Origin of the sequence: Hymenobacter canadensis (assembly GCF_027359925.1) — a bacterium.
Taxonomy (GTDB): Bacteria; Bacteroidota; Bacteroidia; order Cytophagales; family Hymenobacteraceae; genus Hymenobacter; species Hymenobacter canadensis.
This window is the reverse complement of sequence record NZ_CP114767.1, coordinates 615417-637161: the sequence shown is the minus strand read 5'-3', so window position 1 is coordinate 637161 and position 21745 is coordinate 615417. Positions and strand designations below refer to the sequence as shown.

16 protein-coding genes and 1 tRNA gene are annotated in these 21745 nt (G+C 63.6%); 3 read left to right on the top strand and 14 right to left on the bottom strand.

Annotated features, from left to right (window positions below):
• Position 1: 1 nt before the first annotated feature.
• The 6 genes from O3303_RS02750 to O3303_RS02725 form a co-directional block, all read right to left on the bottom strand.
• Positions 2-1309: a cation:dicarboxylate symporter family transporter gene (locus O3303_RS02750; RefSeq protein ID WP_269560540.1), complete on the bottom strand. Its 1308-nt coding sequence runs from the start codon at positions 1307-1309 to the stop codon at positions 2-4.
• 117 nt (positions 1310-1426) lie between these two features.
• Complete coding sequence (locus O3303_RS02745) at positions 1427-2338, bottom strand: AEC family transporter (protein ID WP_269560539.1); 912 nt, start codon at positions 2336-2338, stop codon at positions 1427-1429.
• A 146-nt stretch (positions 2339-2484) separates the two neighbouring features.
• Complete coding sequence (locus O3303_RS02740) at positions 2485-5346, bottom strand: TonB-dependent receptor (protein ID WP_269560538.1); 2862 nt, start codon at positions 5344-5346, stop codon at positions 2485-2487.
• 94 nt (positions 5347-5440) lie between these two features.
• Positions 5441-6796: an MFS transporter gene (locus O3303_RS02735; protein WP_269560537.1), complete on the bottom strand. Its 1356-nt coding sequence runs from the start codon at positions 6794-6796 to the stop codon at positions 5441-5443.
• Between the two features lie 159 nt (positions 6797-6955).
• A complete protein-coding gene (locus O3303_RS02730; RefSeq protein ID WP_269560536.1) occupies positions 6956-8230 on the bottom strand; it encodes a sensor histidine kinase in 1275 nt (424 codons plus the stop codon).
• Positions 8230-8910, bottom strand: coding sequence for a response regulator transcription factor (locus tag O3303_RS02725; protein ID WP_269560535.1), 681 nt, complete (start codon positions 8908-8910; stop codon positions 8230-8232). Before O3303_RS02725 ends, O3303_RS02730 begins: the two co-directional genes overlap by 1 nt.
• Before the next feature lie 153 nt (positions 8911-9063).
• Between O3303_RS02725 and O3303_RS02720 the strand changes: the two genes are divergently transcribed.
• A complete protein-coding gene (locus O3303_RS02720) occupies positions 9064-11718 on the top strand; it encodes a class I SAM-dependent DNA methyltransferase (RefSeq protein ID WP_269560534.1) in 2655 nt (884 codons plus the stop codon).
• Positions 11719-11856: 138 nt separating this feature from the next.
• Here O3303_RS02720 and O3303_RS22100 read toward each other — a convergent pair whose 3' ends face one another.
• Complete coding sequence (locus O3303_RS22100; protein ID WP_434086420.1) at positions 11857-12234, bottom strand: hypothetical protein; 378 nt, start codon at positions 12232-12234, stop codon at positions 11857-11859.
• Positions 12235-12345: 111 nt separating this feature from the next.
• Here O3303_RS22100 and O3303_RS22120 point away from each other — a divergent pair, with 111 nt between their 5' ends.
• Positions 12346-12513: a methyltransferase family protein gene (locus O3303_RS22120; RefSeq protein ID WP_491546673.1), complete on the top strand. Its 168-nt coding sequence runs from the start codon at positions 12346-12348 to the stop codon at positions 12511-12513.
• Positions 12514-12816: 303 nt separating this feature from the next.
• On the opposite strand, the gene O3303_RS02710 is transcribed toward O3303_RS22120, so the two are convergent.
• From O3303_RS02710 to O3303_RS02680, 7 genes are all read right to left on the bottom strand, one after another.
• Positions 12817-12904: transfer RNA gene (locus tag O3303_RS02710), tRNA-Ser, on the bottom strand.
• Between the two features lie 81 nt (positions 12905-12985).
• Positions 12986-14035: an asparaginase gene (locus O3303_RS02705; protein ID WP_269560532.1), complete on the bottom strand. Its 1050-nt coding sequence runs from the start codon at positions 14033-14035 to the stop codon at positions 12986-12988.
• A 227-nt stretch (positions 14036-14262) separates the two neighbouring features.
• Complete coding sequence (locus O3303_RS02700) at positions 14263-15030, bottom strand: TatD family hydrolase (protein ID WP_269560531.1); 768 nt, start codon at positions 15028-15030, stop codon at positions 14263-14265.
• A 221-nt stretch (positions 15031-15251) separates the two neighbouring features.
• Positions 15252-16400: a glycosyltransferase gene (locus O3303_RS02695; RefSeq protein ID WP_269560530.1), complete on the bottom strand. Its 1149-nt coding sequence runs from the start codon at positions 16398-16400 to the stop codon at positions 15252-15254.
• Between the two features lie 138 nt (positions 16401-16538).
• The gene (locus tag O3303_RS02690; protein WP_269560529.1) at positions 16539-17177 is read right to left on the bottom strand and encodes a polysaccharide deacetylase family protein; all 639 of its coding nucleotides are present in this window, start codon (positions 17175-17177) and stop codon (positions 16539-16541) included.
• A 184-nt stretch (positions 17178-17361) separates the two neighbouring features.
• The gene (locus tag O3303_RS02685; RefSeq protein ID WP_269560528.1) at positions 17362-18492 is read right to left on the bottom strand and encodes a glycosyltransferase family 4 protein; all 1131 of its coding nucleotides are present in this window, start codon (positions 18490-18492) and stop codon (positions 17362-17364) included.
• A gap of 201 nt (positions 18493-18693) precedes the next feature.
• A complete protein-coding gene (locus O3303_RS02680; protein ID WP_269560527.1) occupies positions 18694-20085 on the bottom strand; it encodes an oligosaccharide flippase family protein in 1392 nt (463 codons plus the stop codon).
• A 551-nt stretch (positions 20086-20636) separates the two neighbouring features.
• On the opposite strand from O3303_RS02680, the gene O3303_RS02675 reads away from it, so the two are divergent.
• Complete coding sequence (locus tag O3303_RS02675) at positions 20637-21704, top strand: GumC domain-containing protein (RefSeq protein ID WP_269560526.1); 1068 nt, start codon at positions 20637-20639, stop codon at positions 21702-21704.
• Positions 21705-21745: the final 41 nt, after the last annotated feature.

The following is a 21745-nucleotide window of genomic DNA, read 5'->3' as shown; positions in this document are numbered from 1 at the left end:
CCTACCGCTTCGGCACTTCCTCGCGGGGCACTGCCGGCTCCACCGGCAGGTTGGGCAACGACGGATTGTACTGCTCAACGGCTTCCTCAACGGTCGATACCGTTGTTTTTCCGCCCAATACCCGCGCCATCTGGGCGTGGTCGAGGGCACCTTCGTTGTGGGCCAGGAAGATAGTAGCCACGCCGTTGCCGATGAAGTTGGTGATGGAGCGGGCCTCCGACATAAACCGGTCGACGCCCAGCAGCAGCGCCAGCCCTTCTATCGGAATGACCTTGACGGCCGTGAGCGTGCTGGCCAGCACCACAAAGCCGGAGCCCGTTACGCCGGCCGCGCCCTTGCTGGTCACCATCAGAATCCCGATGATGGTCAGCATCTGGGAGCCGGTCAGCTCCACGTTGAACACCTGGGCCAGAAACAGCGTGGCCAGCGACAGGTAGATGGTAGTGCCGTCGAGGTTGAAGGAGTAGCCGGCCGGTACCACCAGCCCCACCACGGGCTTGGCGCAACCCAGGCGCTCCAGCTTTTCCATGAGCCCCGGCAGACCTGCTTCCGAGGAAGAAGTGCCCAGCACAATCAGCAGCTCCTCTTTGATGTAGCCTAAAAACGACAGGATGCTTACGCGGCAATAGCGCAGGATGGAGCCCAGCACCAGAAACACAAACAAGGCGCAGGTGGTGTACACCGTGAACATGAGCTTGATCAGGGGCAGCAGCGTGGCAATACCGTATTTGCCGATGGTGAAGGCCATGCCGCCAAACGCGCCGATGGGCGCAAATATCATCACCAGGTGCAGGCCCTTGAACACGTATTTCGAGGCCCAGTTGAGCCGGTCGATGATGGGCTGGCGGCCGTCGTAGCGGCTCAGGATCATGCCCAGCACAATGGACACCAGCAGCACCTGCAGCGTCAGGTTGTCGGCCAGGAAGTGCAGCCAGGAAAACTCGCCGGCCCGCTGCGTGAATTCACCTATAGCCTGGCCGTTGAGGTTGTCGGTAGCCACGCCGGCGCCCGGCTGCACCACATAGGCCACTCCCATCCCGATCAGCAGCGCCAGCGTCGTCACGACTTCAAAGTAAAGCAGCGCCTTGCCCCCGATCCGGCCCACCTTTTTCAGGTCGCCCATACTGCTGATACCCAGCGTGATGGTGAGGAAGATAATGGGGTTGATGAAGAGCTTAACGACGTTGATAAACGCCTTGCCCAGCACGTCCATCTGCACGGCGGTGGCGGGCGCAAAGTGGCCCAGCAGCGCACCGGCCACAATGGCGGTCAGCACCCAGAACGTCAGATTGGTGAATACTTTTTTCATGGAATCAAGGAAGTTAGCCGGCGTGCAAAGTCAAATGAAAAGCAGGCACAGATAGATAATAGCCGACAAAAACAGCCAAAGCTGCGGGCGTGAGGAAGCCTCTGGCGGCTCCGGCGCTCAGGTGCGGGTAAGCCACCAGCCCAGCAAAGCCAGCAGCGGCAACGACAGCGGAATCCCCAGCCCCACCATCTTTGCGGCCAGAGGCGGATTCAGCCCGTAGCGGTCGGCCACCACGGCGGCGGTGTTCATCGGGCCAATGGCGGCGCCCAGCACGCACAGGTCCACCACGCGCCCGGGCTGCTGCACCAGGGCATGGTAGAGGCCATAGATCAGCAGCGGCGCCAGCACCAGCTTGTAGGCCAGCCCCAGCAGCAGGGCCCGGCTGTGGGCCCGGGGCACCGTCAGATTCATCTGGAGCCCCACCGAAAGCAGGGCCACCACGGCGAAGGGCACGCTAAGCTTTTCTAGCACGCCGCGCACCAGCTCCGGGTGCTGGTAGCCCAGCGCGTTGGCCACCATGGCCAGCACAAAGGCCAGAAACGGCGGAAACCGCAGCACATTGCCCAGCATGGCCCGCCACGAAGGCTCCGCCTCCCCGTACCACGAAGCCACGGCCACCCCCAGCGTCACGCCAATCAGAAACGAGCCCGCCTGGCTCATCATAATGCCCAGCTCCAGCCCTTCGTGGCCGTAGAGCAGCTCAAAGATCGGGAAGCCGACGAAAGAGGTGCTGCTGATGCCGGCCGTCAGGATCAGCGCGCCGGTGGTGCCCCGCGAGAAGCGGAGCCACCGGCCGACGACGCTAAAAAACAGGTAGCTCACCCCAAAGATAAGCCACGGGGCCAGCACCGGCAGCAGAAAATGCCGGTCGAGGTGTGCTACCGACAGGTGCAGAAACGTCAGGGCCGGCATAAATACCAGCACCAGCAGCTGGTTGAGCACGGCCGGCGTACCGGCCGGCACCAGCTGCCAGCGCCGCAGCACCGCCCCCAAACCCAGGCACAAAAGCAGCAGGACCAGGTTTGTCATGGGCGAAGTTTGGGCAACAAACACCCCGTTCCGACGGCGCGGCGAGGCGGCCGCGCGGCCGCTTCGTTGCAGCGAAGCCGGCAGGTGGCGCCGGGCCGCGCGGCAGCCTCGTTGCGCCGTCGGGAAGGGTAAGCAGGGCTACTGCGTTAGAACGTCAGCGTTACGTTGGTGTAGTAGTAGGCCCCGTTGAAGCCGAACTGCGCCACGTTGCGGGAATACGGAATTTCGCCGTTGGAATAGCTGGCGAAGCGGTTGGAGTCCACTTTGTCGGGATACACGTTGGTGAGGTTGTTGGCGCCCAGCGTGATGGACACCACTTTGGCCGGGTTGTACACCAGCGCCAGGTCAAACAGGGTTTTGCCCTTGAACTCCTGGCTGATGTGCCGCGGGTTGGGAATGGCCGTGGTAGCCGTGGGCTTCTCGAAGGCCGTTACGGACCCGAAGTAGGAGGCGCGGGGCGTGATGCTGAACTTGCCCACCTGGTAGGTGGCCGACAGCAGAATCTTCTGCCGCGGCTGGGCCCGCTCAATCAGCCCGATGCTCACGGTATCGATCAGCAGGATGCGGTTGGCGGTGCCGGCCTGCAGGGCCGCGGGCGTGTCGCTCGTGTTTTCGATGTTGGTGGCGTTGAAGGTCAAAGCCAGGCTGGCGGTGAGGCGGCTGGCGTCGGTCAGCTCCGTTTTGTAGGTCGTCACCAGGTCGATGCCGCGGGTGCGGGTGTCAATGGCGTTGGTGAAGAAGCGGATTTCGCTGATGCCGTCGAAAGCCGGCGTCTGCAGCGCTTTGATGCCCGTATTGCCCGAGCCCTTAATCAGCCGCTCACTGTTGATGATCCGGTCACTGATGTCGATCTGGTAGGCATCGAGCGTGAAGAGCAGGTTGTCGCCGAGCTGGGCGGCTACGCCGAGGCTGTAGTTCCAGGAGGTTTCGGCTTTGGGGTCCTGCACGCCCAACGGCACCAGGCGCGGGTCGTTGTTGCGCAGCTGCTTGGTTTGCACGATGGCGCCGCTCTGCACCGTGGAGGTGGTCACGCTGTTGAAGGTCTGCTGCAGCGACGGCGCCCGGAAGCCGCGGTTCACGGAGCCGCGCAGGGAAACGCCTTCGGTCACTTTAAAGCGCGAGGCAAACTTGCCCGACACGTTGCTGCCGAAGTCGGAGTATTTCTCGTAGCGCAGGGCCGTGGTCAGCAGCAGGCGCGCGGTGATGTCGCTTTCCACGTCTACGTACACGCCCACGTTGGAGCGGGTGGTGTTGGTTTCATCCTCGGGGGCAATGCCGGGGCGGCCGCTGGAGCCGGGGGCCTTGGCCGTACGGGCGGGTGAGGTAGGCGTGGCCGGCGCAGCCAGCGCAAACGGCCCCACAAAGTACGACTCCGGGCTGCCGCGCTCCAGCTGGAACCGGTCGACCCGGAACTGGCTGCCCAGGGCCAGGTTGAACGACTTGGTGCCGAACAAGCCCTCGTAGTTGCGCGACACGTTTACCTCGCTCGTGCTCTGCCCGAAGGCGCTACGGCCCACGTAGAAGTCGGTGGGCGAATCAGCCCCCATCGACGGGTTAGAGGTTTTGTTGGCGTTCAGGTCGAGGTAGTTGTAGCCGTAGCCGGTGCTGAAATCGAGGTTCCAGCCGCCGGCCAGCTTGCGGCTCACGCCCACCACGCCGGAGTAGTCGTCGCTGCGGCCGGGCAGCTCGGGCAGGTAGCCGTCGGGGTGGATGGGGCTGAAGTTGACGTTGGCGGGCTGGGCGTTGCGGAAGAAGCCGTAGGCCAGGATGTTCTTGCGCGAAAACCCGCCGAAGCTGTACACCGACCAGCCGCTGCCGCCCACCGGCACGCCCAGGTTGAAAAAGCCCTGGTAGATGTTGGCCTGGTTGCTGCCGTACACGCCCACCTTGAAGGGCTGCCCCACCTGCGGATACACGCCCCGCTCGGCGCGCCGGGCATTTTCGTTGGCAATCTGGGTGGCGCTGGGTTGGGCCGGCAACGCTGGAAACGCCGTGTAGATGCCGCCCACGTAGTTGTCGGAGCGGTTGGTTTGCTCCTGGCGCTGATACTGCAGGGTCATGTTGAGGTAGCCGGGGTTGGTTTTACCCAGCTTCACGCCGTAGTTGGCCCCGGCCAGGTACTGGGCGCCGTCGCCTTCCTGGGTGATGCCAAACTGCGTCTTGACGGTGGCCACGCCGGTGCTCTTGTTCAAACCCAGGTTGATAACCCCGGCAATGGCATCGGAGCCGTACTGGGCGGCGGCCCCGTCGCGCAGCACCTCAATCCGCTCAATGGCCAGCGACGGCACGGCGTTCAAATCGGTTACCACGGTGCCGGCACCCACGGTCACGTTCAGGTTCAGGGCCGAAAACTGGTGGCGGCGCTTGCCATCCACGAGCACCAGCACCTGGTCGGGCGAGAGGCCCCGCAGCGAGGCCGGGTCGGCGTAGTTGGCCACCCCGTTCACGCCGGTTTTGGCCGAGTTGAAGGAGGGCGAGTTGAACTGCACCTGCTGGCCCAGGTCGGTCTGGCCGGTCAGCTGCAGGTCTTTGGCGTTGAGCACGTCTACCGGCGAGGGCCGCTCCACGTCGGTGCGGGGCAGGCCGCGCGAGCCCACCACCATCACCTCACTCAGGTCGGTGGTGCTGGTTTCCAGGCGCACTTCCAACGAGGTACGCTGGCCTACGGCAATCTGCTGGCTTTTAAAGCCGATGGCCGACACTACCAGCGTGGCACCGGGCTTTACCGTGAGTGAGAAGCGCCCGTCGGCGTCGGTGCTGGTGCCGTTGGTGGTGCCCTGCTCCACGATGGTAGCGCCCGGAATGGCCTCGCCGCCCGGTCCGCCCGTGATTCGGCCTTTCACTACGTCGGCTACCCGCGCGGCGCTGCTAGCCACGCGGGGCGCCGTTTCCAGGGAAGCCGTCGGCCGGCTGGCTACGGCCGCGCCGGGCAGGGCCAGCAGCAGCACCAACACCTGTCCGGGCAGCAGCGGCCGGCACCGGGGAATCGAGAGTAGAGGAGTCTTCATGTGGTGGGAATGGGGTTGAACAGGTAGGAGAACGAAGAAAAAACCACGGCCCGGAGCAGGAGCAGCTAATAGGTATGCACAAGCCACGGCCCGGTCAGGCCGCGTCGCTCAGGTCTTGGTCGTGGAAGGAAGTCACGCGGGTTTCGGCCATCAGCAGCGCCACCACCAGGGAAATGGCGATGCAGCCCGAGACGTACCAGTAGAAGTAGGATTCGTGCCCGATGCCCTTGCACCACAGGGCAATGTATTCGGCGGTGCCGCCAAACACGGCTACGGTGAGGGCGTGCGGCAAGCCGATGCCCAGGGCCCGGATTTCCACCGGAAACAGCTCGGCTTTCACCACCGCGCTAATGCTGGTGTAGCCGCTCACCGCCACCGAGGCCAGCAGCAGCAGCCCCAGGGCCTCCCAGGGCGTAGTGGTGTGGCTGAGGGCCGTGAGCAGCGGCACGCTGCCCAGCGCCCCCAGCAGCCCAAACCCGATCAGCAGCGGGCGGCGCCCAATCCGGTCGGAGAGGCTGCCGAATACGGGCTGCATGGCCGCGAAGCCCAGCAGCGCCAGAAAGCAGGTGTTGGTGGCCGCGCCCTTGGTCATGTGGGCGGTGTTCACCAGAAACTTCAGCATGTAGGTGGTGAGGGTGTAAAACGCCAGGGTGCCGCCCAGCGTCAGGCCCACCACCTTGAGCACGGCGCCGGGGTAGCGGCGCAGCACCTTCAGGCTGCCCCGCAGCTCCTCCGATTTCACCGGCTGCTGCTCGAAGGCGGCGGTTTCGTCGAGGTTCTGCCGCAGGTAGAGCGCCACCACCGAGAGCAGGGCCCCAATCACGAAGGGAATGCGCCAGCCCCAGGCCAGCAGCTCGGCCTCGGTGAGCAGCACCTTCAGCAGCACCAGCTGAATGCCCAGCGCCAGCAGCTGGGCCGCAATCAGGGTGAAATACAGGAAGCTGGAGTAGAAGCCGCGGCGGCGGCGGGTGGCCATCTCGCTTAGGTAAGCGGCCGAAACGCCGTACTCGCCGCCCACGCTCAGCCCCTGCAGCAGCCGCGCCGTGAGCAGCAGAATAGGGGCCACAATGCCCACGGTCTGGTAGGTGGGCGTGAGGGCAATCAGCAGCGAGCCCAGCGACATAAGCAGCACCGACAGCGTCATGGACTGCTTGCGGCCCACTTTATCGGCAATGCGGCCGAACATCCAGCCGCCGATGGGGCGCATCAGAAAGCCCAGCGCGAAGATGCCGGCCGTTTGCAGCAGCTGGGCGGTGGTATCGTCGGAAGGGAAAAACGAGGCCGAGAAATACAGCGAAAACGACGAGAAGGCATACCAGTCGTACCACTCCACCAGGTTGCCCACCGAGCCGCTGAAAATGGCCTTCAGGCGGCGGCGCGAAATATGCTCCGGCCCGGCATGAAGCCGGGTGGAGCCTGGGGCGGGGGCAACGGAAACGAGTGTGGCCACAACTCAGCGGAATCAGGTAGAATACTCTTGATGCCAGTGGGTGAGCAGTCACTTACCCATTAGCACAGCCCAAATGAGCAACCTGATTTTGAGGAAATTTCATAGAAATGTTAAGGTGAGCCTGAAATTTGGCTACCTGCACCGTTTTTCCGGCCTCCCTTACTCCCCGGCCGCCGCAAAAACCACCCGGATGCGGTGCCAGCCGTCGGCGTAGGTGTACCCGACGCGGTGACTGTACAGCTCGCTGATGCGCTTGACGATGGCCAAGCCGATGCCGATGGAATCCAGCGCGGCGTTGCCTTTCTTGAAGCGCCCGAACAGCTCCGCCACCGGCACGGAGGGTGCGTGGCCGGTGTTTTCCACCAGCAGCTCGGTGGCGGAGAGCAGCACCCGGATTTCGCCGCCGGGCAGGTTGTGGCGGATGGCGTTGCTGAACAGGTTGTTGAGCAGCAGCTGGGCCAGCGACTCGTCCAGGGGCACGCGCACGCCGGGCGCAATCTGCTGGGTGGTGCGCAGGCCCTTCATTTCGGCCAGGTCGGCGAAGGCGGCTTCGGTGGCGGGCACCAGCCGGCTCAGGTCGGTGAGGGGCGCGGGCTCCCACTCAAAGTGCTCCAGCTTGGCCAGCAGCGTCAGCGACTGATTGATTTTGGCCAGGCGCTCCAGCTCGTCGTGCATGGTGGTGAGCATGAGCAGCTGCTTTTCGCTCAGCTCCGAGTCCATGAGCAGCTCAATCTTGGCCTTCATGCTGGCAATAGGCGTCTGCAGCTCGTGGGAGGCGTTTTCCGAGAATTCCTTGAGGCCCTGGTAGTCGCTCTGGGCCCGGCTGGTCATCTTCATCAGGAAGTCGTTGAGCACGTTGAACTCCTTGGTGCGGCTGGGCTGCAGGCCGATGGTGGTTTTCTGGCTGAGCTGAAACCGCTCGATGCTCAGCAGAATGGCGTTAAAAGGCTTCAGGATGTACCACGAAATCACCTCGCTCAGAATCACCACCAGCGCCAGCAGAAACACGAAGGTCCAGGCAAACACCAGCACGATGCCCGTCAGGTACTCGTCGCTGGGCATCACCACCACGGCCCGGCTGGTGAGGTGGTAGCGCTGCCCGCCGATGCGCGGATACGTGCTCAGCCGCACCACGTTCACGGCCGACTGCAGCTCCGGGTCCCACTCCGGCCGCACCTGCACCAGCTGGGCGTGGGCCACGGTATCGGAGGGCGCCAGCGGGCGGATGCGCACGTTGGCCCGCGCCGGATGGCCCGCATAGTCGCGGCCGCTACGGAGCTGGGCGGCTACTACCTCGTTGAGGTGGCGCAGCTTGCCGATGGTGGTCTGGGTGACGCTGCGCGACATAGCCCCGTACACGATAGCAAACCCCACCGACAGCACGAACAGCGTGATAACCGCGTAGGCCAGGGTGTAGCGGTGGTTGAGCTTCACTAGCCGGCCGCGTTTAGCTTGTAGCCCAGCCCGTACACGGTGCTGATGTAGTCTTTGCCGCCGGCATCCGTGATTTTCTTGCGCAGGTTTTTCACGTGCTGGTACACGAAGTCCACGCTGTCGAGGTTGTCGGTGTAGTCGCCCCAGAGGTGGGCCGCAATGGCCTGCCGGGTCAGCATGCGGCCTTTGTTGTTGATGAAGTAGAGCAGCAGGTTGGTTTCCTTGCGCGTGAGGCTCAGCAGCTTGCCGTTTACGCGGCACTCCATCGACTCCAGGTCGGCCGTCAGGTCGAGGAAGGTCAGCACGTTGCTTTTGTGCGGGCTGCGGCGGCGCATCACGGCCTTGATGCGGGCGTGCAGCTCGGGCAGCGGAAACGGCTTGGTGATGTAGTCGTCGGCGCCTTCGCTGAGGCCGGTGAGCTTGAAATCCAGGGCGTTCTGGGCCGAAATGATAATCACGCTGCTTTCCACGCCGTCTTTGCGCAGCAGCTTAAGCAGGTTGATGCCGTTGCCGTCGGGCAGCATGATGTCGAGCAGCACGCAGTCGTAGGTGAACAGAATCAGCTTTTCGCGGGCCTCGTCGAAGGTGGCGGCCACCTCGCACAGATAATGCTCCTGGGTGAGGTAGGCAACGATGCTCCGAGCCAGCTCCGGATGGTCTTCTATCAGCAGGATTTTCATTAAAGACGATAAGGCAGTAGAGTGCGGGGCTGAGCCACTTCGCGACGAGGCTAAAAGTAATGAAATCAGGTTGCCCGACGCGGCGGGCACCGGCAGTTTTCCCGCCCGCTCCCTATCTTCCCCGCCCGATTTATCCCCTAGCCCCTATCCGCTTTGACTTACCCCGACTTTGAAGCCCGCTGGAAAAACTCCGGCGGCGCGGAGCGCGCCAACTACGGCCTGTTTCTGCAAGACCTCTGCGACCTGCTGGAAGTACCTCGCCCCGACCCCACCACCGACGACCCCACCCAAGACCAGTACGTGCTGGAACGCGCCGTGCAGTTCAACGACGGCCCCAAGAAAAGCACCGGCCGCATCGACCTGTATAAGCGCGGCTGCTTCGTGCTGGAAACCAAGCAGGGCACCGACACCGCCGACCAGCAGAAAAAGCAGGAACGCGCCGAGCTGGGATTAGAGCCCGCCAAGCGCCGCAAGGGCCACGCCGTACGCGGCTCCGCCAAGTGGGCCGAAATGATGCAGGCCGCCCGCCAGCAGGCCCTCGGCTACGTGCGCGCCCTCCCGCCCGAGGAACCCCGCCCGCTGTTTGTGCTGGTGGCCGACGTGGGCTTCTGCCTCGACGTATACAGCAACTTTGCCGGCGTCGGGGATTCGTTTGTGCCGTTTCCCGATCAAACCAAGTTCCGGTTGCCGCTGGCCGCGCTGGCCGATGAGAAAACGCGGGCCATGCTCCGCCAGATTTTCCTCGACCCGAAAGAGCTGGACCTCAGCCGCCGCGCCGCCCGCGTCACGCGGGAACTGGCCGCCCGCCTGGCCAAACTCTCGGAGCAGCTGGAACGCGCCGGCCACGCGCCCGACGTGGTGGCGCAGTTCCTGATGCGCTGCCTGTTTACCATGTTTTCGGAAGATGTGGGCCTGATTCCGAAGCAGAGCTTTACCGGCATGCTGAGCCAGTACGGCACGCCGGAGCTGCTGGAGTTTCTGCCCGACGCCCTCACCAACCTGTGGCGCACCATGGACACCGGCGGCTTCTCGTCGGACCTGAAAGCCCGGCTGCGGCGCTTCAACGGCAAGCTGTTTCACGATGCCACCGCCCTGCCTCTGAACGCCGGCCAGGCGGAGCTGCTGCTGCAGTCGGCGAAGGCGGATTGGACGGAGGTGGAGCCGGCCATTTTCGGCACGCTGCTGGAGCGCGCCCTCGACCCCAAGGAGCGGCACAGCCTGGGCGCCCACTACACCCCGCGCCGCTACGTGGAGCGGCTGGTGCTGCCCACCGTGCTGGAACCTTTGCGCCGGGAGTGGGCCGCCGCCCAGGCCGCCGCCGCCCGCCGCCTCGACGAAGGCCAGCCCAAAGACGCCCGCGCCGAGCTGGTGCGCTTCCTCACCCGCCTCACCAGCCTCAAAATCCTGGACCCCGCCTGCGGCTCCGGCAACTTCCTTTACGTGACGCTGGAACACCTCAAGCGGCTGGAAGGCGAAGTGCTGGCCGCCATCAACAGCTACGGCCAGACGGGCCTGCTGGAATTGGGGGGAGGAACCACCGTAAGCCCGCACCAGCTGCTGGGCCTGGAGCTGAACCCGCGCGCGGCCGCCATTGCCGACGTGGTGCTGCGCATCGGCTACCTGCAGTGGCACCTGCGCACCTACGGCCCCTCCGAGCTGCGCGAGCCGCTGCTGGACGAGTACCAGAACATCCGCCAGCAGGATGCGGCCCTGCAGCACGACCCGCCCACGCCCCGCCTCGATGCCCACGGCCAGCCCGTGACGCGCTGGGACGGCACCACCAAGCTGCACCCCGCCACCGGCCAGCCCGTGCCCGACGAAACCGCCCGCACGCCCGTCCTCGACTACCCCAACCCCCAGCCCGCCGAGTGGCCCCAGGCCGATTTCATCGTGGGCAACCCGCCGTTTTTAGGTGATAAGGCCATGCGTAACTCCCTTGGTGACGGGTACGTAGAGGCGCTTCGCAAAGCTTACAAAGGCACGATTCCGGAATCTGCCGACTTGGTAATGTACTGGTGGTATAATGCGGCCCGCGCCGTTCAGAATAACCACACAGAACGGTTTGGCTTTATTACAACGAACTCCATTACACAGAGCTTTAACCGTCGCATTACGCAGCCTTTTTTAGAAGACGCGACTAAGCCTCTTTCGCTGATTTTCGCTATTCCTGACCATCCTTGGGTAGATGCAGCAAACGGCGCTTCGGTACGAATTGCTATGACAGCTGCTGTAGCAGGTGAAGTGTCCGGGACTCTGTTTAGCGTCGAAGCGGAAAAGCCTGTCGATGATGGTAGCAGTGATGTTGAATTAGCAGTTCAGGAAGGCAAAATCAATGCTGATCTAACTGTCGGCGCAGATTTGAATCAAGCTCAAACGCTGAAGGCAAACACTGGCTTAGCAAACGTAGGCGTAGGGCTTTATGGCGCTGGCTTCATGGTAACTGAAGAGGAAGCTGCAGCTTTGGGTCTGGGCTCCTTGCCCGGCTTAGAAAAGCATATTCGTCCTTATGTCAACGGCCGTGACCTTTCCCAAAAATCAAGAGGTCTTTTAGCCATAGACTTATTTGGTCTAGAAACTGATGCCATTCTTGATAGATACCCTCAGATTTTCCAGCACGTTTATGAGCGTGTAAAACCTGAACGTGATCAGAATAACCGCGAGTCTTATCGTAGGAAGTGGTGGACCTTTGGTGAACCTCGTGCCAGCTTCCGGCCAGCTTTAGAAAATTTACCGCGCTTCATCGTCACTACTCGAACCGCTAGACACCGGATTTTCAGCTTTCTACCTGGAAACACGCTCGCAGATTAGAAGCTTGTTGTATTTGCACTGAATGACGCATTGGCTTTAGGTGTCCTTTCGAGCCGAATCCATACCGTCTGGGCAGCGGCGGCTGGTGGCTGGCTTGGTGTAGGCAATGATGCTACCTACAATCACAGTGACTGTTTCCTAAAATTCCCCTTCCCGGCGGCCACGGCGGAGCAGCAGGCGCGCATCCGGGAGCTGGCCGAACAGCTCGACGCCCACCGCAAGCGCCAGCAAACCCAGCACCCCACCCTCACCCTCACCGACCTCTACAACGTGGTGGAGAAGCTGCGCGCCGGCCAGCCCCTCACCACGGCCAAAGAGCAAACCATCAACCAGCAGGGCCTGGCCTCCGTGGTCCTGAGCCTGCACCAGCAGCTCGATACCGCCGTAGCCGCCGCCTACAACTGGCCCCCCAACCTCCCCGACGCGGAAATACTCACCCGCCTGGTGCGCCTCAACCACGAGCGCGCCCAGGAGGAACTGGCGGGCCACGTGCGCTACCTCCGCCCCGCCTACCAGGCCCCCGAGTTGCAGCAGTCGGCGCTGGCCCTGCCCGCCACCGCCGCCAAGGTGGCCCCGGCCACCGAGGCCACCGGCCCCCAGCCCTGGCCCACGGAGCTGGCCCAGCAGATGCAGGCCGTGCGGGATGCCGTGCAGCAGGCCGGCCAGTCGGTAACGGCCGCCCAGGTAGCCGCCCGCTTCCGCCGCACCCGCCCGGAAAAGGTGCAGCCCCTGCTGGACACGCTCACCGCCCTCAGCCTGCTCCGCCAGACCGAGGAAGGCGCCTACGCGGCGTAGATGGCCCCCGGTCCGGCGGCTCTTTCAGCCGTCGGGCCGGTCGTCGTACGCTGCCGTTGCTCATCTCCAGACGTTTCGCCCCCCCGTTCACGCAACGACCGGCCCGACGGCTGAAAGAGCCGCCGGACCGGAGCCTGCTCCGCAACCTGGGGTAGCTACCAGCTTTTCCAGAGCTAGTTCCCCCTCTCCACGATGTCGCGAATCAAGCGAGTGAAGGAGGCTAGGGGGTGAGGCCCACGGCAGCACCGCTGAAAAAACAAAACCCCGTTTGCGGCTTGCAAACGGGGTTTTGTTGTAAAAATGTAGAGAGGATGGGATTCGAACCCACGATGAGCTTTAGACCCATACACACTTTCCAGGCGTGCTCCTTCAACCACTCGGACACCTCTCTAGGTGCGGTAAGGTGGCGCAAAATAACACCCGTTTTTCCGGATACACAAGCCCCGGCCGCAATTCGGGCGCAGAATCTGCCTCAGGCCAGCGTGATTTCGCCGCGCAGGTCGTGGGTGAGCAGGCGGCGGGTTTCGGCGGCGGACTGCTCCAGGCCCAGCACAAACATGAGCTTGGTGATGGCCGCCTCCAGCGTGATGTCGTCGCCGCCGAGCACGCCCAGGTCGGTGAGGTAGGCGCTGGTTTCGTAGCGGCCCTGCAGCACGCGGCCTTCCTCGCACTGGCTCACGTTGAGCAGGTGCACGCCGTGGTCGGTGGCGTCGCGCAGGCACTTCAGAAACCAGGGCGCGGTGGGCGCGTTGCCGGAGCCGTAGGTTTCGAGGATGGCGCCGCGCAGGCCGTCGGCTTCCAGCTGGGCCCGCACCATGCGCTCGGTAAGGCCCGGAAACAGCGGCAGAATCGTGACGTGGTCGGAGAAACGCTGGTGGGCGCGCAGCGGGGCCGCGGGCAGCGGCCGAATCTGGTTGTCGTAGAAGTCCAGCTCGATGCCGGCGCGGGCCAGTGGCGGGTAGTTTTCGGAGCGGAAGGCGTCGTACTGCTGGCTTTCCACCTTTTTGGCCCGGTTGCCCCGGATCAGCACGTCGTTGAAGAACAGGCAGACTTCGGGCACCCGCACCGTGCCGGTTTCCGGGTGGCGGGCGGCGGCAAATTCCAGGGCTGTTACCAGGTTGCGGCGGGCATCGGTGCGGATGCCGCCCACGGGCACCTGCGCGCCGGTAAACACCACCGTCTTATCCAGGTTTTCCAGCAGAAAGCTCAGCGCCGCCGCCGAGTAGGCCATGGTATCGGTGCCGTGCAGCACCACGAAGCCGTCGTAGAGGGCATAGTTGTCCTCGATAAGGGCCGCAATGCGCAGCCAGTCCTGAATGGTGACGTTGCTGGAATCAATCGGCTCGCCGAGGCTCTGCACCTCCACCCGCATGTTGAGCTGGCGCAGCTCGGGCATCTTCTTGCGGATCTGCTCGAAGTTCATCGGCACCAGCTCGCCGCGCTTGTTGTAGGCCATGCCGGCCGTGCCGCCGGTATAAATAACGAGGACGGCAGTTTCGGGGCGGGAATCGGGAGTGAGCAAGGGCGGGGCGGTTGGGTTGGAGGCGGAAAGGTAGGAAGGGCGGCGTCATTCCAGCAAAGCCAGTCCGTGCTTCCTCACAAGGCAGAAATGGGCTGAATGAACGATGTAGAGACGCAATATTTTGCGTCTCGTCGTTGAACGGTCGGAACCTTGTCGTTCAGTCAAACAGCATCAGCAACGACGAGACGCAAAATATTGCGTCTCTACATCGTTCATTCAGCCTTAGCTTACAGCCGGAACAGTTGCCGGGCGTTGTGGGTGGTGGCTTCCACTACTTCGGCCTCGGTTTTGCCGAGCAGCGTGGCGATGCGCCGGGCAATGAGGGGCAGGTAGGCCGGCTCGTTGCGCTTGCCGCGGTGCGGCATCGGGGCCAGGTAAGGGCAGTCGGTTTCGAGCAGCAGGTGCTCCAGCGCTATGCCGGGCAGCACCTTGTCGAGGCCGCCGTTCTTGAACGTGACCACGCCCCCGATGCCCAGCAAAAAGCCCAGCCGGATGGCCTCCTCGGCCTCGGCCACGGTGCCCGAAAAGCAGTGGTACACGCCGCGCAGCGTGCCGTCCTGCCCGGCCTCGATGAGGTCGGTGGTTTCGCGGAAGGCCTCGCGGGTGTGCAGCACCAGCGGCAGCTGATGCTTTTTGGCCAGCGCAATCTGCACGCGCAGGGCTTCCTGCTGAATGCCGAGGGTGGTTTTGTCCCAGTGCAGGTCGATGCCGCACTCTCCTACCGCGGCAAACGGCCGCTTCCCCAGCCAGTCTTCCACCTCGTACAGCTCCCGCTCGAAGTTTTTGGTGACGTGGCACGGATGCAGACCCATTATGGCGTGGCACTGCTGCGGAAACCGGGCCTCGGTTTCCAGCATGGCGTCGATGCTTTCATGGTCGATGTTGGGCATGACGATGGTCTGCACGCCGGCCTCGAAGGCGCGGTTGAGCATGTCGTCACGGTCGGGCTTGAACTGCTCGGAATAAACGTGCGCGTGGGAATCGGTGAAATGCATGTGTTGGGCTTAGGACCTAGATATTAGGAATTAGGGCTTGGTGGCGGGGTTGAAAACGGCACCAGTTTGGCGGATGCAAGTTACGGCGGGCCAGGCTGGGGGTGGCATCTGGCCAACATGTCAGCGTGCGGAGTTCCGGCCCAGCTCACTACACCCATCCACGCCCAAGGCACTACGCAGTAAGCCTAAGCACTATACCCTATTCTCTAAGCCCTAAAAACTCACCGATACCTTCTCCCTTTCCAGTCGAAGGACAGCGGCAGCAAGCGGAAGACGGCCAGGGCGGCGGTGAGGGCGGGCGTGTAGAGCTCGAAGAGCGGCAGCAGGTGCAGCGGGGCGCGGCGGCCGGCGCGGCGGAAGCAAAGCGCGGCCAGCAGGCCCTGCAGCAGCATTTTGGCCAGCAGCACCAGCCCGGCGGCCAGCGGCCCCGCCAGCCAGCCCAGCGCCAGCAGCGCCGGATAGAAGCCCGCGTAGTACAGCAACCCGCCTTTCAGCCACCACGGCAAACTTTCCACGCCCCGGCTCCAGCGGCGGCGCTGGTGCAGCAACGCGCCAAACGTAGGCATGGGCAAACTCTCGGCCAGCACCTCCGGCCGGAACAGAATCCGGTAGCCGAAGCCGTGGCGCAGCGTGGCGCGGAACAGCTCGAAGTCCTCGGTTACGGAAAACGGCAGCGCCTCGTAGCCGCCGGTGGCTTCGTAGGCGGCGCGCGTCACCAGCATGTTGTTGCCCATGGCCGTCACGGGCCGCCCCAGGTCCGACACCACCTGCACCAGCCCCAGCGAAATCAGCCAGTCGAGGCCCTGCAGCTTATCGAACAGGCGCGGGCCCTGCACCAGCGTGAGGCCCGTCACGGTGCCGATGCCCGGCTGGGCGTGCGCCAGCAACGCCGGAACCCAGGTGCGGGGCACGGCAATATCGGCGTCGGTGATGAGGAAGAAGTCGGTGGTGGCGGCGCGGGTGAGGTGGGCCAGCACGTTGGCCTTGCCGCGGGCCAGGCCCAGCGTCTCCTGGATGGGCACCACCCGAAACGTGCCGCCAAAGCCCTGCATGGCCTGAGTGGCCACGGCGGCGGTGCCGTCGGTGGAGCCGTCGTCGCCGAGCAGCACTTCCAGCAGGTGCGCCGGGTACTCCAGCTGCCGGATGGCCTGCAGGCAGCGCCCAATGGCCGCCGCCTCGTTGCGGGCCGCAATCAGAATACTCACACGCGGCAGCGGCTGCGGCAGCGCCCCCGGCTGACTACCGCGCCGCGTGGCCAGCAGCAGCGTAGACGTGGCCAGAATCAGAAACCAGCCGGCAAGAAAGAGCGTGAGGAAAAGCAAAGCTGGTGTTGAGGTGATGGGGTGATGAGGTGACAAAGGTACTGTCATCCTGAGCTTGCGAAGGATCCTATCACGCTGGAACGACTCCGCAAACCTCCGCGCAAACTTCGTCACCACGACCTGTTCAGACGTGACAAGGTCCTTCGCAAGCTCAGGATGACAGTCTTAATCTACCCTACCTCTTTCCTACAACAACTCAAACGAATACCCTTGTTCAACACAGGCCGCCAGGTAGCGGGGCAGCACGGCGCGCAGGTTCTGGCGGGCCTTGTGGCTGTCGTGAAACACGACGATGGCGCCGGGGCGGGTGTGGGCCAGGGCAGCGCGCAGGCAGGTTTCGGGCGGATAGGTGGCGTCGTAGTCGTAGGTGAGCACATCCCACATGATGAGGCGGTGGCTGGGGTGCAGCGCGGTGGCCTGGGCGCGGGTGAGGCGGCCGTAGGGCGGGCGCAGCAGCGGCCGGGCCTCGGGCTGCGGCAGCAGCGCATCCAGCGCCTGCTGGCAGCGGGCCACTTCCGCCAGATACAGCGGCAAGGGCGTGCGCCAGCCACTCACGTGGTGGAATGTGTGGTTGGCGAGCCGGTGGCCGGCGGCCAGCACCTGCCGGGCAATGTCCGGGTGCTTTTCCAGGTTGTCGCCGACGCAGAAGAACGTGGCGCGGGCGTTGTGCCGGGCCAGCTGCTCCAGCACAAAGGGCGTTTCCTCGGGCACGGGGCCGTCGTCGAAGGTAAGGTAGAGCGGCTTCTCCCCCGCCCGCATCGGCCCGCGCCACTCGGTGTGCGGCAGCCAGCGTTGCATGATTTCGGGGAGGCGGTGGACACGCATGGTTTTCAATTGGAAACGGTGACGTTGTAGGCTTGGGGGCGGTGTAGAGACGCGTATTCGCGTCTCATCGTTGCTGACGTTGTTTGGCCGGCACAGCCCCGACCGGTGCTTACGGTGCTTAGGCGACACAGCCCCCGTCGTTCAACGACGAGACGCGAATACGCGTCTCTACACGGTTCATTCCTCACTTCTTCACGGCCGCCAGCACCGCCTCCCACAGCACTTCAGCGCTGTGCTGCCAGGAATAGCGCTGCACGTTTTGCAGGCCCATTTCTATCAGCGAGGCACGTAGCGCGGGTTCCTGATGCAGGCGTACCAGCGCGTCGGTGATGGCGCCAGCATCCTGCGGATCGGCGAGCAGGGCCGCGCCGCCGGCCACTTCGGGCATGGAGCTGCAGTCGGAGGTCAGGACCGGGGAGGCGCAGGCCTGGGCCTCGATGATGGGAATGCCAAAGCCTTCGAGCAGTGGCACATAGACGGTGGCGTAGGCGGCGGCGTAGAGCTGTACCAGCTCTTCTTCCGTTACGCGGCCGGTCAGGTGCACGTCGTGGCGGAACTGCAGCTGCTGGTACACATCGAACATGGGGCCGGCTTTCCAGGCCGTGCGGCCCACGATGAGCAGCTTGGTGGTGGCGCCGGTGCGCTGCTTGAACGCGTCGAAGGCCCGCAGCAGATTTGTCAGGTTTTTGCGCGGGTGCAGGGCGCCCACAAACAGGAAATACGGTTTGCCGGCCGCGTACCGCTCCCGCGTAGCGGTCTGCACGGCCAGTGGCTGGGGTTGGAAGTGCGCATCGGCCGCGTTGCCAGCCACCCGGATTTTGCCGGGCTCGATGCCATACGTGCGCACCAGGTCCTGCCGCGTCGCCTCCGACACTGCTACCAGCTGCGCCGAAGCCCGGGCAAAGCGCGGCGCGAAAAACTGGTAATACCGGTGCTCCAGCCCGCTCATGTGCTCGGGAAAATGCTCGAAGGCCAGATCGTGAAACACCGTGACGCGGGGCACGCGGGTGGCCAGGGTGGTATAGCCGTCGGGGCTGAGGAATACGGCCGGCCGGTGCCGCCGCAGCCACAGCGCCACGGCCCCCTCAAACCACGCCACCCACAAAAACGGATGCCGCGCCGACGGCAGCAGCACATGCGGCACCACGTTGGGGCCCGTCAGGTAGCGCGCATCAAAAGCGCGGTCGAAGAGCAGGTGAAACGTGTGCTCGGGGTGCGCCGCCACCAGCTGCTTCAGCGTCTCGAACGTGAAGCGCCCAATACCCTCCAGCTGGCCGCCGGGCAACAGAAAGCGGGTGTTTACGGCGATGTGCAAGGTGGTGGGTTGATGATTTAGTGGGTTGGTGGGGTGATGAGGTGACAAAGGTAGCTGTCATCCTGAGCAGAGCGAAGGATCTTGTGGGATAAGAACGAGTCGTTATACCGCTTGCCGTTCAGGCGTGATAAGGTCCTTCTCTCTGCTCAGGATGACAGTACCTCACACATCAGCACATCAACCACTCACCTCATCACCCCATCACTTCCCCAGCAACTGCCGCAGCTCCGCTACGCGCACGATACGGGTCAGGAACAGGATGGCCACGAAGGCTGTGCCGGCCAGCACCGACTCAGGTAGCCAGTGCAGGCCCAGCCCGGCCTGCAGGCCCGCCCACACGGCGCAGAGCAGCCCGAAGGCCAGCGCCAGCCGGGCCAGCCACGCCCACGGCACCGGCACGCCCGTGCGCCGATGCACCAGCCACAAATAGCCCACCGACACAAACACGGCGCACACCAACGTATTGATGGCCCCGGCCACCGCCCCCAGGCGCGGCAGCAGTAGCAGGTTCAGGCCCACGTTCAGGACGATGCTCAAGCCCACCAGCCAGCTCACCGGCCGCTCGTGGTTGGTGCTGGTGAGCAGGGTGCTGTAGATGGCGAAGAAGGCGTGCACCAGCACACTCACGAATAGAATCTTGAGGCAGAGCGCCATACGGGCCACTTCCAGCGGCGTGCTGTGCGTGAATTGCCAGAACAGGATTTCGCCCCGAAATAGCACGAAGCCGCAGATCAGCAGCATGGGCACCGTCACGACGCGCTGCCCAAACCACAGCAGATCCTTCTGCTCCTGGGGCCGGCCGGTGGCGTGGGCGAACTTGACGAAGAACAGCGGCAGCACCGTCCAGAGGTACATCATCATGGTGTCCAGCCAGCGGTAGGAAGCGGCGTAGTAGCTGGCCTCCTGCGCCGACACCAGCCGCTCCAGCATCAGCATGTCAATCCGCTCATTCAGGCCATACACCAGCGTGATGAAGGCCAGCGGCAGGCTGGCCCGCAGCACCGTGCGGGCCTGGCCCACCTGCAGCCGGAACCGCACCCGCCCGTAGAGCCGCGCAATAATGCCGTAGAGCACCACAAACGTGAAGCCCACGGCCAGCGTGCGGGCCCCCACGTAGCGGTCCAGGGAAATACCGATGGGCACCAGCAGCAGCACCAGCCCCAGCAGCAGAAACTTTTCCAGCACCGACAGCAGCGCGTCGGTATTGAAGCGCTGGTGGGCCTGCAGCACGCCCCGCAGGAACATCGTAAACTGGGCCAGCAGCAGCCCGCCCGCCGTGAGGCCCAGCAGCGTGAGCGTGTGGCCGCGGTAGCCCAGCAGCCAGCCGATGCCCAGCGTAACCAGCAAAAACAGCCCCGACAACCAGCCTTTCAGGGGCAGCAGCGTCGGGAAATACTCGGTGAGGAAGTCCGGGTTGGCCGCCACCCGCTTGGTGGTAAGCTGAGTGGTACCCAGGTCGGAAACCTGCGCCGCAATGGTAGCCAGCGTGAACAAAGCCGTGAACGTGCCGAAGGCCGCGTGCCCCAGCCGGTCCTGCACCAGGTTTTCGACCATCACCCAGCCAGGCTTCACCAGCAGGTTGAGCAGCACCACGAAGCTGATATTTCCGAAAAAGCGTTTGATACAGGCCGGGAATAAAGGATGGGCCGCGAAATTACAAGGAATGCACCATAGGCCTCCGCTTGCGCCATCAGTTGTTGTCATTGCGAGCAGCGCGAAGCAATCCTTCCTCTCTCTTGGCAGACACTTCCCTTACAGACCAACCCTCCGGCAGGGAAGCAGTAATCCAACGCCGGCGGGCTTTCGGCTTATTAAAAGCGGTTTGGGGTCAGTATACAGCCCACGGGCGCTGGTAGAGACGCGGAACTTCGCGTTTCGTCGTTGCTGACGTTGTGCAGGCTGCGGGATGCCGGCCGTTCAACGCCAAGACGCCAAGGGTCGCGTCTTTACACGCTGTACACTCAATCCGAAACTGCGCTAAAACCGGTCTGACCGAGAGGACAGATTGCTTCGTGCTGCTCGCAATGCCAGTTATCACCAGCAGATATCTGTTCTTGATTCTTGCCCGATTACACTAGCTTTGCTGCGTTGTGGTGGGGCCGGAAGGCCGGCAATACCACAGTAGCTTGTCTTTTCGTCCCTCTATGTCATCCCGCTCTTATTCGCTGCTGGGCCTGTGGCCGGTTATCAATCGTTGGAAGTATCTGGTGCTCGGCGCCGTGGCGCTGGCATTCGTGGTCAGTGCGGTGGTGGCCCTGCTGCTGCCCAACATATATAAGTCTACCTCGGTCTTCTACCCCACTAACCCCAACACCACTGACCCCGACCGGATTGTGACGGAAGGCGGCAAGCTGGAGCTGGGTGGCCGCAACGAAGACCTGGACCGGGTTATCACCATCGGGCAGTCGCAGCCGGTGGCCGAGGGCATCATCCGCCGCTTCAAGCTGCACGAGCACTACGGCGTGGGCCAGGCCGGCGACGACATTGCCGACAATGCCGCGCTCAACGAATTCAGCAGCAACCTCAACATCGTTCACAACGACCGGGACGCCATCGAGCTGACCTTTCTGGATACGGATAAGGTGCTGGCCGCCCGCATCGTGAATGCCATGGTGCAGAGCATCGACTCCGTCAACCAGCAGTTGACGTTTGCCAACCGCCGCAAGATTCTGGATTTGTATGTTCAGCGCCGCAGCTTCCTGGAGCGCGAATACCGGAGCACCTACGACAGCCTGCTGGCCGGCCGCCGCCGCTACGGCGTGTATGGCCTGACCATGGAGGCGAGGTACCTGGCCAAGGAAATCATCGAAACCGAAAACGCGCTGCGCCGCGCCGAAGGCGAAGGCAACAGCAACAAGGCCGCCGGCCTGCGCCGCGCCCTGCGGGCCCTCACCCGCGCCGACGGCGGCAACATCTTCAACCTGGAAAGCTACACGGCCGGCAACGACCAGATGAATACGCTCTACGCCCGCTTCAACGACATCCAGACCCGCCTCATCAAGGCCCGCGGCGACTACGAATCGGCCAGCGTGAGTATAAGCGGCAAGATTTCCAGCATCTACGTGGTGCAGGAAGCCTACCCCGCCACCCGCAAAGCCGCGCCGGTACGCTGGTTTATCGTGCTGTCGTCGGTGCTCGTGACGTTTGCCTTCTCCGTCATCTTCATCACCCTGCTGGAGCTCTACCGCGGCAACCTGTCGATTAAGAATTAGTTGTTAGGGATTAGGACTTAGGGAATAGGGCCTAGGGCTTA

Excerpts from the sequence above, each read along its gene's own strand:
- O3303_RS02700 (WP_269560531.1), bottom strand. The coding sequence starts at position 15,030 with ATGCATTTCACCGATTCCCACGCGCACGTTTATTCCGAGCAGTTCAAG.
- O3303_RS02675 (WP_269560526.1), top strand. The coding sequence starts at position 20,637 with ATGTCATCCCGCTCTTATTCGCTGCTGGGCCTGTGGCCGGTTATCAAT.
- O3303_RS02690 (WP_269560529.1), bottom strand. The coding sequence starts at position 17,177 with ATGCGTGTCCACCGCCTCCCCGAAATCATGCAACGCTGGCTGCCGCAC.
- O3303_RS02740 (WP_269560538.1), bottom strand. The coding sequence starts at position 5,346 with ATGAAGACTCCTCTACTCTCGATTCCCCGGTGCCGGCCGCTGCTGCCC.
- O3303_RS02750 (WP_269560540.1), bottom strand. The coding sequence starts at position 1,309 with ATGAAAAAAGTATTCACCAATCTGACGTTCTGGGTGCTGACCGCCATT.
- O3303_RS02725 (WP_269560535.1), bottom strand. The coding sequence starts at position 8,910 with ATGAAAATCCTGCTGATAGAAGACCATCCGGAGCTGGCTCGGAGCATC.
- O3303_RS22120 (WP_491546673.1), top strand. The coding sequence starts at position 12,346 with ATGCAGGCCGTGCGGGATGCCGTGCAGCAGGCCGGCCAGTCGGTAACG.
- O3303_RS02745 (WP_269560539.1), bottom strand. The coding sequence starts at position 2,338 with ATGACAAACCTGGTCCTGCTGCTTTTGTGCCTGGGTTTGGGGGCGGTG.
- O3303_RS02695 (WP_269560530.1), bottom strand. The coding sequence starts at position 16,400 with ATGACAGTACCTTTGTCACCTCATCACCCCATCACCTCAACACCAGCT.